Source organism: Stenotrophomonas sp. STEN083, from assembly GCF_056759195.1.
On record NZ_JBRRCU010000007.1, the window covers coordinates 44,138 to 57,032 of the forward strand.

Consider the following 12,895-nt stretch of genomic DNA (forward strand, 5'->3'; position numbering starts at 1 on the left):
ACCCAGCGAGCCCTGATGCACCATGACACCGCCCTGATCAACATGATTGCCATCGGTTTGGGCCTGGCCTTCGTGCTTGGTGCCCTGGCCAACAAACTGCGGCTGTCGCCGCTGGTGGGCTATCTGGTTGCCGGTGTCATCGTAGGGCCGTTCACGCCGGGCTTTGTCGCCGATCAGGCGCTGGCCAACCAGCTGGCCGAGATCGGCGTGATGCTGCTGATGTTCGGGGTTGGCCTGCACTTCTCGTTGAAGGACTTGATGGCGGTCAAGGCCATCGCCATCCCCGGTGCCATCGGCCAGATATTGGTCGCCACCCTGCTCGGCTGGGGCGTAGCCACGCTGATGGGCTGGCCGGTGCTGCACGGCGTGATCTTCGGCTTCTCGCTGGCCACCGCATCGACCGTGGTGCTGCTGCGGGCGATGGAAGAGCGCCGCCTGCTGGAAACCACGCGCGGCAAGATCGCGGTCGGCTGGTTGATCGTGGAAGACCTGGCCTGTGTGCTGGCACTGGTGATGATGCCGGTGATCGCCGACGTATTTGGCCCGGAGGCAAGCGGCAAGGAGTTGTCCATCGGCGGGCTGCTGGCCTCGATTGGCTGGACCTTCGTGCAGTTGGGCCTGTTCGTGGCGGTGATGCTGGTGGTCGGCCGCCGTGTCATTCCGTGGGTACTGGAGAAAGTGGCCGGTACCGGTTCGCGCGAACTGTTCACCCTGTGCGTGCTGGCGATTGCCCTGGGCGTGGCGTTCGGCGCTGCCGCTTTGTTCGGCGTGTCGTTCGCATTGGGCGCGTTCTTCGCCGGCATGATGCTCAACGAGTCCGAGCTCAGCCACAAGGCCGCGCATGATTCGCTGCCGCTGCGCGACGCATTCGCGGTGCTGTTCTTCGTCTCGGTCGGCATGCTGTTCAACCCGATGATCATCGTCGAGCATCCGTGGCAGGTGCTGGCGACCGTGTTGATCATCATGTTCGGCAAGTCGGCTGCAGCATTCTTCATCGTGCGTGCGTTCGGCCATTCCAAGAGCACCGCGCTGACCATTTCCGCCTCGCTGGCGCAGATCGGCGAGTTCGCCTTCATCATCGCCGGCCTCGGTGTGGCGCTGAAGATCCTGCCGCCGACCGGGCAATCACTGGTACTGGCCGGTGCGTTGGTGTCGATCATGCTCAACCCGGTGGTGTTCGGCCTGCTCGACCGCTGGCAGGCGCGCCACAAGGAAACCACACCGGTACCGGAAGCACCGGAAATCCCGCCGGGGCCGTCGCTGGACCTGCAGGACCACGCCATCGTGGTCGGCTACGGCCGGGTTGGCAGCGAGCTGGCGCAGGTGCTGCGCGACCGCGGCGTGCCGGTGCTGGTGATCGACGACAACCGCGAACACGTTGAGCGCGCGCACGCGGCCGGCATTCCCGGCATCCGCGGCAGTGCCGCCTCGGACAAGGTGCTGGCCGAAGCCCATCCCGAGCGCGCGACGATTGCAGTGCTGGCCATCCCGCAGCCACTGGAGTCAGGCGAAGTGCTGGCCAAGCTGCGCGCCATCAACCCCAACCTGACCTTGCTCGCCCGCGCCCACAGCGACGCCGAGGTCAAGCATCTGCTCGATCACGGCGCCGATGGCACGGTGATGGCCGAGCGCGAGCTGGCCTATTCGCTGGCGGAGATGATCATGTCCACCCCGCCCTACCGCAGCCTGCGCCCGGGCATGCCTCAGCCGGCGGCCAGCGGCACGTAGATATCGGCACGCAGGATGGCCTCGGGTACCTCTTCCGGGTCGTCGAGGAAGTGGTAGTGCAGCGGCGCATCGCGCAGGGCGTGGCCACTGCCCGGCAACCAATCGCGCAGCAGCTGATCAGTGGCATCTTCCAGCAGCGAGTAGCTGCCGACGTGGCGCAGCCGCGCCACGCTGCCGCCCCCAAGAACCAGGCGCCGCAGCGATTCCGGCAGCGCCGGCAATTCCGCATCCAGCGCAAGCGCACAATCGAACAACAGCTCCTCGGCTGGCAGTTCGCGATGATCGCCCAGCGGCACGCCGATCAGCTGCTGCAACTGCTCAATCAGGCCCTGCTCCGCGGCCCAGCCGAACAGTTCGCCGAACACGCCATCCAGATCATCGAAGGCACCGCGCGCGCGCAGCGCCACCACTTCGAACGGCTCCAGAGTGATGACCTCCACGCTCAGTGGCGCGGTCTTTTCAGCCAAGGGCAGCGGTCGTGAAAGCTGCTCGATACTGGCTGCCAAGCGCTGCGGATCGCCCCGTAGCTCGCTGGCGCTGGCATCCACCGTCCCGCGCAGCACCCGCGCCAGGGCCTGCGGCGTGTCGTAGCCGGACAGCAAGGCGATCTCGGTAACACTGGCATCGCTGTGCGCCAAGCGCTGCAAGGCCTTGACCACGCGCAGCCGCTGCACGGTGCGGCCGATGGTTTCGCCGGTCAGCGCGCGGTACACGCGATGGAAGTGGAACGGCGAGTAATGGGCAATGGCAGCCAACGCATCCAGATCAGGCAATGGCCCACCGGCATCGATGCTTTGCTGCAGGCTGCTGATGACTCGGTCCAAGCGTGGCAACTGCGCGACATTGGCTTTCATTGCGGTATCTCCGTTGGCTGGTGAGGCTATTGCAGCGCGCCTGCTCAGCGCTGGCGTTTCCGATCTTGCGCAAACTCGGCATCCGCACCGGGCAGACCTGCCAGATGATCCTGCAGCAATACGATGGCCTGACGCACCTTGGCCGGCTGAGTCTGCCGATGCGGGGTGACCGCCCACACCGGCAGTGCTGGCACCTCCCATTCCGGCAGCAAGCGCTGCAGGCTGCCGGATTCCAGCAGCGGCGCCGCATCCAGACTGGTCAGCACCGCGACACCCAATCCCGCCTCGCACAGGCGCAGTACCGCCGGCTGGTTCTGGCTGGCGATGCGCGGATGCGCGGGCACCAGCCGCTCCTCGCCGCTCTCCCGCTGATGCCAGACCAGCCCCGGCACCTGCGGCAAGCCCAGCCATTCGGCCGCCGGTATCTGCAGCGGATCGTCGGGCAAGCCGTGCCGCTGCAGCCATGCCGGTGCCGCGCAGGGCCAGCGTTGCAGGCTAACCAGACGCTGCGCCATCCAATCGCTGTCGGGCAGCTGGCCGAAGCGCAGCGCCAGATCGATACGCGCCTGCAACAGATCGGTCCAGCCATCGTCGAAGAACAGGTGCAGACGCAGCTGCGGGTTGTCCTGCAGCCAAGCGCCCAGAGCCGGGCCGATATGCGCGGCCATGCCAAGCGGCGCTGACAGCCGCAGCTCACCGCTGGGTGCCTGCCGGGCCGCCGATAGCTCGGCCTCCGCCTCGCCCGCTGCATCCAGCAGGCGCGCGCAGGCAGCGTAGTAACGGCTGCCGACGTCGGTCAGCGCCAGCCGCCGCGTCGAGCGGTGCAGCAAGGCCACCCCCGCGTCCTGCTCAAGGGCGCGCACCTGCTGACTCACCGCCGATGTACTCATGCCCAGCGCCCGCGCCGCCGCACTCATCGAACCGTGCTGCACCACCTGGGCAAACAAGGCCATCCGTTTGACGCTGTCCATCAGCCACCTCCGTGCCGCCATTGTGAAGCACAGCTTCAAGGTGGTTGTGATTTTTTACGACTGCCGTCGACGCCGACTTGGGCGGACACTGGCCTCATTCCCCACCCCAAGGACGTTCCCATGAAAGTTGCCCTGATCGGTGCCACCGGCTTTGTCGGCAAGGCCGTACTCGACGAACTGCTGGCCCGCGGCCATGACGTGACCGCGCTGGTCCGTGACCCGGCCAAGCTGGAAGCTCGCCTGCAGCTGCAGGTAATCAAGGCGGATGTGCGCAATGCCGATGAAGTGCATGCCGCCGTTGCCGGTACCAACGCCGTGATCAGCGCCTATAACGCCGGCTGGGCCAATCCGGACCTGTACAACGAGTTCCTGCACGGCACCCGCGCGATCGTCGCCGGCACCAAGGCCGCAGGTGTGAAGCGTTACATCGTGATCGGCGGCGCCGGTAGCCTATATGCGCCGGACGGCACCCAACTGGTGGATTCACCCAACTTCCCGGCCGCGATCTATCCCGGCGCCAGCGCTGCCCGTGATGCGCTGACCGAGCTGCGTAACGAGACGACATTGGATTGGACCCAGCTGAGCCCGCCGGTTGCGTTCCATCCGGGCAGCGCCACCGAGCGCACCGGCAAGTACCGGGTTGGCGGCGAGACGCCGCTGAGCACCGGTGATGGCCCGGGCACGATCAGTGCTGCGGATCTGGCGGTGGCGGTGGTGGATGAGCTGGAAGCGCCGAAGCATGTTGGTGAGCGGTTTACGGTTGCCTGGTAAAAGCTGAAAGCTGCCCTCACCCCAACCCCTCTCCCGCAGGCGGGAGAGGGGCTCGGATTGCGTCGGCTGCCAGCGCACTAGCCCCTCTCCCGTTTACGGGAGAGGGGTTGGGGTGAGGGGAAGCTTCCAACAAGCAGACCCCGCTCTTGATCTGCCACTCAAGCCCCAGCCAACGCCTGCTCCAGATCCGCCAGCAAGTCATCGATGTGTTCGATGCCCACCGACAGACGCACGGTATCCAGCGTCACTCCCGCCTTCTCCAACTCCGCCGCATCCAACTGCCGATGCGTGGTGGACGCCGGATGCGTGGCCAGCGACTTTGCATCCCCAAGGTTCACCAGCCGCGTAAACAACTGCAACGCATCCAGGAAACGCGCCCCGGCCTCACGCCCGCCCGGCAAGCCAAACGTCAGCACGCCAGAGCCATGCCCGCGCAGGTACTTCTGCACCAACGCATGCTCCGGATGGTCAGGCAATGCGGCGTAGTTCACCCAGGCAACTTTCGCGTGCTTCTGCAGATAGTTGGCCACCGCCAGCGTATTGCTGTTGATCCGGTCCATGCGCAGCGCAAGCGTCTCAATGCCCTGCAGGATCTGGAATGCGTTGAACGGTGAAATCGCTGCGCCCATGTTGCGCAACGGCACCACCCGCGCACGGCCGATGAACGCCGCCGGGCCAAGTGCTTCGGTATAGACCACGCCGTGGTAACTCACGTCCGGCGTGTTGAGGCGCGGGAAGCGCTCCTTGTGCTCGGCCCACGGGAAACGACCGGAATCGACAATCGCGCCGCCAAGGCTGGTGCCATGGCCGCCGAGATACTTGGTCAAGGAATGCACCACGATATCCGCGCCGAAATCGAAGGAGCGCTGCAGATACGGTGTGGCGACGGTGTTGTCGACGATCACCGGCACGCCGTGGGCGTGGGCGATCTTGGCGATGGCTTCGATATCGGTGATGTTGCCGCGCGGGTTGCCGATGGATTCGACGAACACCGCCTTGGTGCGCTCATCGATCAAGGCCGCAAACGCCTGCGGATCGCGGTAGTCGGCAAAGCGGGTCTGGATGCCGAACTGCGGCAGCGTATGCGCGAACAGATTGTAGGTGCCGCCGTACAGCGCGCTTGAGGCGAGGATGTTGTCGCCGGCCTCGGCAATGGTCTGGATGGCGTAGGTGATGGCGGCTTGGCCCGAAGCCAGCGCCAATGCACCAATGCCTCCCTCCAACGCAGCGATGCGCTTCTCCAGCACATCGGTGGTGGGGTTCATGATGCGGGTATAGATGTTGCCCTGCACCTTGAGGTCGAACAGATCGGCACCGTGCTGGGTGTCGTCGAAGGCGTAGGCAACGGTCTGGTAGATCGGCACCGCAACTGCGCGGGTGGTGGGATCAGGGGAGTAGCCGCCGTGCACGGCGATGGTTTCAGGCTTCCACTGCGGATCGGTCATCGGAGTGCTCGCTAAGGAGTGACCGCTGACGATAGCCGAGGATGGATGGCAACCGGTGGACGGTTGCAGGGGTTACTTGTGAGGGGATGGAATCTTCTGATGCATTTTCAGCTAGAAGCTCCCCCTCACCCCAACCCCTCTCCCGCGCGCGGGAGAGGGGCTCAGTGCACTACGAGCCGCCGCATTCCTAGCCCCTCTCCCGCCTGCGGGAGAGGGGCTGGGGTGAGGGCAGCTCTTAAAGCTTTTGAAGCGTTGGCTCCGGCTTTCAGCCCTTGCCAAACTGCAACTGCCCGCCACCGCCAGCTTCCACCTTGATGGTGTCGCCGCTGACGAACTCGCCGGACAGAATCTTCTGCGCCAACGGGTTCTCCAGCTGGGCCTGGATCGCACGCTTCAACGGACGGGCGCCATAGATCGGGTCGAAACCAACATTGCCCAGCACATCGAAGGCCGAATCCGACACCTCCAGACGCAAGCCACGCTCGCCAAGCCGCTTCTCCAGCCCACGCATCTGGATGCGTGCGATCTGCTTGATCTGCTGCTTGTCCAGCGGGTGGAACACCACGATGTCGTCCAGCCGGTTGATGAACTCCGGACGGAAGTGCGCCTGCACCACGCCCATCACCGCGGCCTTCATCTGCGTATAGGCTTCCGGGCTGTCGTCGCCGCTCATGTCCTGGATCTGGTGCGAGCCCAGGTTCGAGGTCATCACGATGACGGTGTTGCGGAAGTCCACCGTGCGGCCCTGGCCGTCGGTCAAACGACCGTCGTCCAGTACCTGCAACAGGATGTTGAACACATCCGGATGCGCCTTCTCCACTTCGTCCAGCAGGATCACGCTGTACGGGCGACGACGCACCGCCTCGGTCAGATAGCCACCTTCTTCGTAGCCCACATAACCCGGGGGCGCACCGATAAGGCGCGACACGCTGTGCTTCTCCATGAACTCACTCATGTCGATGCGCACCATCGCGTCGGGCGAGTCGAACAGGAAGTCGGCCAGCGCCTTGGTCAGCTCGGTCTTGCCCACGCCGGTCGGGCCCAGGAACAGGAACGAGCCACTTGGACGATTCGGATCGGACAGGCCGGCGCGCGAACGCCGCACCGCGTCGGAGACCACGCGGATCGCTTCTTCCTGCCCAACCACACGGTTGTGCAGCATGTCTTCCATGCGCAGCAGCTTGTCGCGCTCGCCTTCGAGCATCTTGCTGACCGGGATACCGGTCCAGCGCGAGACGACCTCGGCGATTTCCTCGTCGGTCACCTTGTCCTGCACCAGCCGGAAGTCCTTGCGGTCCACTTCCTGCGCGGCAGCGAGCTGCTTTTCCAGGTTCGGCAGCAGGCCGTACTGGATCTCGCTCATCTTGGCGAAGTCCTGGCGACGCTGTGCGGCTTCCAGATCAAGTTTTGCCTTTTCGACCTGCTCCTTGATCTTGGTCGCGCCCTGCAGCGCAGCCTTCTCCGACTTCCAGATTTCGTTGAGGTCGGAGAACTCGCGCTCCAATGTGTCGATGTCGGCTTCCAGATCGGCCAGGCGCTTGCGCGAGGCGTCATCCTTCTCCTTCTTCAGCATTTCGCGCTGGATCTTGAGCTGGATCAGACGACGTTCCAGGCGATCAAGTTCCTCCGGCTTGGAGTCGATCTCCATGCGGATGCGCGAGGCGGCCTCGTCCATCAGGTCGATGGCCTTGTCCGGCAGCTGGCGATCAGTGATGTAGCGGTTCGACAAGGTCGCAGCCGCAACCACGGCCGGGTCGGTGATCTCCACGCCATGGTGCACCGCGTAGCGTTCCTTCAGGCCACGCAGGATGGCAATGGTGTCCTCCACCGTCGGCTCACCGACAAACACCTTCTGGAAGCGGCGCTCCAGCGCAGCGTCCTTCTCGATGTACTGGCGGTACTCGTCCAGGGTGGTGGCGCCGATGCAATGCAGCTCGCCACGCGCAAGCGCCGGCTTGAGCATATTGCCCGCATCCATCGCGCCCTCGCCCTTGCCGGCGCCGACCATGGTGTGCAGTTCGTCGATGAACAGAATGATCTGACCTTCGTTCTTGGACAGGTCATTGAGCACGGCCTTCAGCCGCTCTTCGAACTCGCCGCGGAACTTGGCACCGGCAATCAACGCGCCCATGTCCAGCGAGAGCACGCGCTTGCCGCGCAGGCCCTCGGGCACTTCGTCGTTGATGATGCGCTGGGCCAGCCCTTCGACAATCGCGGTCTTGCCCACGCCGGGTTCACCGATCAGCACCGGGTTGTTCTTGGTACGGCGCTGCAGCACCTGGATGGTGCGGCGGATTTCCTCGTCGCGGCCAATCACCGGGTCGAGCTTGCCGCTTTCGGCACGCGCGGTCAGGTCGATGGTGTACTTTTCCAGCGCCTGGCGCTGCTCTTCGGCGTTTTCGCTTTGCACGGTTTCTCCGCCGCGCAGCTTGTCGATCGCGGCCTTTACTTTGTTTTTGTCAGCGCCAGCAGCACGCAGGGCCATGCCGGCCGGGCCGCCATCGTCCACCGCCGCCAGCAGGAACCACTCGCTGGCGATGAACTGGTCGTTGTGCTGCTGGGCCAGCTTGTCGGTGTTGTTGAGCAGGCGATTGAGATCGTTGCCCATCGACAGGCTGCCGGCCTGGCCGGACACCTTGGGCAATGCATCCAGCGCCTCGGTCAGCCGCTCGCGCAGCACCGGCACGTTGACGCCGGCCTGGGCCAGCAAGGGCCGGCTACTGCCACCGGGCTGATCGAGCAGCGCGCTGAGCACATGCACCGGCTCGATGATGTTGTTATCACGGCCAACCGCCAGCGACTGGGCATCTGCCAAGGCTTTCTGGAAATTGGAGGTGAGCTTATCCATCCGCATGGGTCTTCTTCCTCAAGGTTGGGAGGCCAGCATTGCTGGCGATATTGATTCAGATGCGGTTGCAACGGCGTGATTCAAGGGTGAATAGCGCCCTTGTTCAGCTGCAATCGAGATCCTCCTCCAGTATCGCCAGCCGCCGAGCTCGCAACCTTGATCCAACGCAAGCGGCAGCGCGGCTCAGCCGCGGGTGATCGCCGAGCGCAGCGCCCGCAGCTGTTGCTTCACCGCCTGTTGCTGGCCGGAATCCATGCGCAGCAAGGCTTTCTGGCCTACCGACAGCGATTGCAGGGCCGGGTCGGAGAAGCGATAGCGGCCCTTGCCATCCGGCTCCAGCGCCAACGGCCGGGCCGGCTCAGGGGTCTGCAGCAGGTGGTCAATCACCGCCACCAACCTGTCATTGAAATGGCCTTCGGGATGGCCAATGTCGCGATAGGCCTGCTGCAGCAAGGGATAGAAACGGGTGTAGGCCACCGCGACGGCGCCTGCATCGGCACGGGTAAAAGCATCCACGAACGGGGCATAACGCGCGGCGTTGGCGGCCGCAAGCTGCTCGCCGCCGGCACTGCCCTGCTCCACCAGCAGTGTTCCGGGCAGCGGCCGCAGCGCCATCGCCGAACCGGGCAGACTGGGCTGGGTCAGGTTGTCCATATGCACGACCACGCGCTGGATCAGGTGTTCGCGCAGCAGTACGGCCAAGGCATCAGCAGGGAACAACCCGTTCAGCGCCTGCCAACTGGAAGCATCGCTGTCGGCCAATGCCGGCAAGGCCGGGTCGGCAGCCACGTCGAGCGGGTACTTTGGCTCGCCCGCTTGTTCGGCAGCTGCGGGCGGCTGGATGGCCGGTGTGGTCGCGTTCTCTACCAGCGGAGCAACAGCCGGCGTTGCCTGCCGCAGCTGCGCCACATCATCACGGAACATCCACCATCCCGCGCCGCCTACCGCGACGACGCCAACCACTGCCCAGGGCCACACTGCTTTGCGCTTCTGCATCACTTGCACCTTTATTGCGTGTGATGGTGTGACCCTGTTTATCCCGCTGGGTTCCCCAGCGGTTCAAGCCTCGTGCATCAACGCTGCTTCTGCAGCGACATCAGGCCGATGACGACCGCCAGCACCGCATAGGCAGCCGTCACCTGCAAGGTGATGGCCTGGCGCAGGCCTTCCAGCTGCCACGGCAGGTAGATGCCGCCGCGCGGATCGGTGGAATGGATCACGCCGAATGCGCTCAATGCCGCGGCCACAAACAACAGGCTCACTGCTACGCCGGGACGGCGCTCGATCAAGGCCACCAGGGCAGCCGCCCAGATCATCGCGGAGATGATGAAGCCATTGCCCAGCAACTGCAGCGTCGCCACATCCGACAGGCCATGGCCGTCGACCGCCGCATACAGTGCTGCGGCCGCATCCGGTGCCACCCAGGTACCGAACTTGATGTTGATCAGGTAGGCAATCGCCGGCAGGAAGGCCAGCGCGACCGCGATCGCATGCTCGCGCTTGGTCTGCTGGAAGGCCTGCACGGTGATGTCCAGGCCGACGAAGACGATGATCGGTGCCAGCACCGCCACCGGCAGCCACTGCACCAGCCCGGCAACCACGCCGAGCATGCCGCCGATGCCGATGAACAGGCCGGTCAGCAGCGTGTAACCGGTGCGCGCGCCAAGACGCTTGTAGGCCGGCTGACCGATGTATGGCGTGGTCTGCGCGACACCGCCGCAGACGCCGGCGATCAGCGTGGCGACGGCCTCGACCAGCAGGATGTCGCGGGTGCGGTAGTCGTCACCGGCAGCGCGTGCGCTCTCGGCCACGTTGATGCCGCCCACCACCATCAGCAGGCCGAACGGCAGCAGCAACGACAGATACGGCACGGTCAGCGGCAGGCCCTCGACAAAGCCCAGCGAGGGTAGCGGCAAGGCTGCTGCGAAGGAGATTGCCGGCGGCCACTGGAAGCCGGTCAGCACACCTGCTGCACCCAGCCCGTAGTACAAGGCCACACCAACCAGCAGCGCAAACAGCACGCCCGGCAAGCGCAACGGCACCACAGCGCGTGCCACCAGCACGTATAGCAGCACGCCCAGCGTGACCAAGCCGACCAGCGGCTGGCGCATGCTCTCGATCAGCGGCAGGAAGCCGAGCAGAGTCAGCGCCGCGCCGCCGATGGAGCCAAGCAGCGCCGCACGTGGCACATGGCGGGTGACCGCATCGCCGACGAAGGACAGCACCAGCTTGAGCAGGCCCATCACCACCAGCGAGGCCATGCCCAGCTTCCAGGTCGCCATCGCCGCGGCCTGCGGGTCCATGCCCAGTTGCTTGAAGCCGACGAAGGCCGGGCCCAGCACCAGCAGCGCCATGCCGATGCTGGTTGGCGCATCCAGCCCCAGCGGCATCGCGGTGACGTCATCGCGGCCAGTGCGGGCAGCCAGGCGCCGTGCCATCACCGTGTACATCAGGTTGCCGATCAGCACACCGAAGGCGGTACCCGGGAACATGCGGCCGAACACCACATCGGCCGGGAACTGGAAGATGCCGATCAATGCCATCGCGATGAAGCCGAGGATCGACAGGTTGTCGACCACCAGGCCGAAGAAGCCGTTGAGATCACCCGGCACGAACCAGCGTGGGCGGGATGTTGAAGCGGAAGAATTCATGGGAGATATCGTCAGGAAAGCGGAGCGATGGTAACGCTGGAAAAATGCGTGCGGTTGGAACAGATCATTCGTTCGTGGGCAGTTTCACCCAACCAAGTACCGGACCACGGCTGGGGTTGCGGTAGCGTAGCTGCAGCCAGCCGTCGGCTTCATCCAGCAGCTCGACGCGGTCGCCCTTGAGCAGGTAACGCTTGGTGGCGGTATCGCCGGCCTTGCTGTACAGCAGCAGCTTGTCCGGCACCACCGACGCGCTGCGGCCGGGCATCGGCGCGTCTTTCAACGGCGGATCGAAGGCATTCCAGATGGCGGTTTCGAGCCGCTTGCCTGCGGCATCCCAGGTGCTCCACACCGTGAGGATCTCCGCATCTTCCACTTCAGCCACTGCCAACACCTGCGCGAGCGCTTCGGTGTCGAGGAAGGCGTTGCGCATCGATCGGTACAGGTAGACCCTGTCACCCTCAAAGCGGTAGATATCGCTGTACCACATCGGCCCGCTGCGACAGCTGCTGCTGAGTGTGCGTGTGGCCGAGTCCGGGGTCAGCGACCAAAAGCCTTCGCAGCTGATCTCCGGGCCCTCAGGTGCTGCCAATGCGCGGAACTGGCCACTGGCCGGCTCGTACAGGTAAACCGTGACCGATTCGTTGACCTGGCCCAGCGTGGCACTGGAATCCAGGTCCTGATAACCGTCGAAGTTGTAGTCGGCGTGGCCCAGGCGCGTGCCGCCGCCTTCCTCGTTCGTGGACGCAGGCAGCACCTGCCGCGCTGGTGAGTGGTTGCTGCCCACCTCCACGCTGCCATCGCCGAGCAAGCGCGCATGCGCGCTCACACCGCCTGCGACCTCGAAGCGGATCTCGCTGTCATCTGCTGCGAGCGCGGGCGCTGCCAGCAGCGAAACCCCCGCCACCAGCAGGCCACGGGCGGCAAAGCGGCGGAGGGACGTGGATATCAAGGGGGGCATCGAGAAGCTCATCTGCAGTTGGCGGCTGCCCGCAGGCTAGCCGATCCCGTGCTGGTCAGAACGAAACTTCGACCGGCTGCCGCGACCACAGCACCGACTGGTGCTTGGTGGCCTGCTTCCACGCCAGGCGGATGGCTTCGATGTCGTTGCGACGCTGCGGGCTGTCCTCGTGCAGGATCACCAGCACCTTGGTGCGCAGCCGGTTCGGCTCGGGTGCACCACGGAACAACCACTGCCCGTACGCATCGAACACGGTCAGGCCATCAGGGAATCGCGGGGTGACTTCCTTGTCGAGGAAGGCACGCCATTGCGTCTCGCTGATCACGTCGGTCTGCTCACGGGCCGACGGCCCGGTTTCCTCGCCCACGCCGAAATACAGCTCGCTGCGTACCCAGCCACCGGCTTCGGCCGGCCGCGCGGCATCGCCGTGCAGCTGGGCGCTCGGCGCTGGTTCGGCAGCAGGCGGGGCAGCATGCGCATTGGCGGCAATGGCAAACAGCAGGGGCAACAGGACAGCGTGCAACTTCATGGAGAACCTCCGGGCAAGAACAACACGGTGGCATCCAAGGCACCGCAAGGGATATCGCGTTTGGTTATCAGCCAATTGCCAGCAGGACTTGCATCCCGGGCGCTGTTAACGCGAAGATAATATATCGCTTCATCCGGATG

At 64.9% G+C, this 12,895-nt stretch carries 10 protein-coding genes; 2 read left to right on the forward strand and 8 right to left on the reverse strand.

Annotated elements, in window-relative coordinates:
- Positions 1–15 precede the first annotated feature (15 nt).
- A complete protein-coding gene (gene ybaL / locus ACVOK8_RS03870) occupies positions 16–1,728 on the forward strand; it encodes a YbaL family putative K(+) efflux transporter (protein ID WP_481565659.1) in 1,713 nt (570 codons plus the stop codon).
- On the opposite strand, the gene ACVOK8_RS03875 is transcribed toward ybaL, so the two are convergent.
- Complete coding sequence (locus ACVOK8_RS03875) at positions 1,704–2,582, reverse strand: AraC family transcriptional regulator (protein WP_481565660.1); 879 nt, start codon at positions 2,580–2,582, stop codon at positions 1,704–1,706. The genes ybaL and ACVOK8_RS03875 overlap by 25 nt on opposite strands.
- A gap of 44 nt (positions 2,583–2,626) precedes the next feature.
- Positions 2,627–3,553, reverse strand: coding sequence for a LysR family transcriptional regulator (locus ACVOK8_RS03880; RefSeq protein WP_481565661.1), 927 nt, complete (start codon positions 3,551–3,553; stop codon positions 2,627–2,629).
- 120 nt (positions 3,554–3,673) lie between these two features.
- On the opposite strand from ACVOK8_RS03880, the gene ACVOK8_RS03885 reads away from it, so the two are divergent.
- Positions 3,674–4,324 (forward strand): NAD(P)-dependent oxidoreductase, encoded by a 651-nt coding sequence (locus tag ACVOK8_RS03885; RefSeq protein ID WP_481565662.1) that lies wholly within the window; start codon positions 3,674–3,676, stop codon positions 4,322–4,324.
- A gap of 158 nt (positions 4,325–4,482) precedes the next feature.
- Here the strand turns inward: ACVOK8_RS03885 and ACVOK8_RS03890 are convergent, their stop codons facing one another.
- From ACVOK8_RS03890 to ACVOK8_RS03915, 6 genes are all read right to left on the reverse strand, one after another.
- On the reverse strand, positions 4,483–5,769 hold the full coding sequence (locus ACVOK8_RS03890) for an O-acetylhomoserine aminocarboxypropyltransferase/cysteine synthase family protein (protein ID WP_481531338.1): 1,287 nt from the start codon (positions 5,767–5,769) through the stop codon (positions 4,483–4,485).
- 265 nt (positions 5,770–6,034) lie between these two features.
- On the reverse strand, positions 6,035–8,623 hold the full coding sequence (clpB, locus tag ACVOK8_RS03895; protein WP_481565663.1) for an ATP-dependent chaperone ClpB: 2,589 nt from the start codon (positions 8,621–8,623) through the stop codon (positions 6,035–6,037).
- Positions 8,624–8,800: 177 nt separating this feature from the next.
- Positions 8,801–9,613, reverse strand: a complete 813-nt coding sequence (locus tag ACVOK8_RS03900; protein WP_481565664.1) for a DUF3014 domain-containing protein — start codon at positions 9,611–9,613, stop codon at positions 8,801–8,803.
- A 77-nt stretch (positions 9,614–9,690) separates the two neighbouring features.
- Positions 9,691–11,268 (reverse strand): hypothetical protein, encoded by a 1,578-nt coding sequence (locus ACVOK8_RS03905; RefSeq protein ID WP_481565665.1) that lies wholly within the window; start codon positions 11,266–11,268, stop codon positions 9,691–9,693.
- A 64-nt stretch (positions 11,269–11,332) separates the two neighbouring features.
- Positions 11,333–12,226 carry an XAC2610-related protein gene (locus tag ACVOK8_RS03910; protein ID WP_481565666.1) on the reverse strand — a complete coding sequence of 298 codons (894 nt, stop codon included), beginning with the start codon at positions 12,224–12,226 and terminating at the stop codon, positions 11,333–11,335.
- A 55-nt stretch (positions 12,227–12,281) separates the two neighbouring features.
- Positions 12,282–12,755 (reverse strand): DUF3574 domain-containing protein, encoded by a 474-nt coding sequence (locus ACVOK8_RS03915; protein ID WP_481565667.1) that lies wholly within the window; start codon positions 12,753–12,755, stop codon positions 12,282–12,284.
- Between the last annotated feature and the right edge of the window lie 140 nt (positions 12,756–12,895).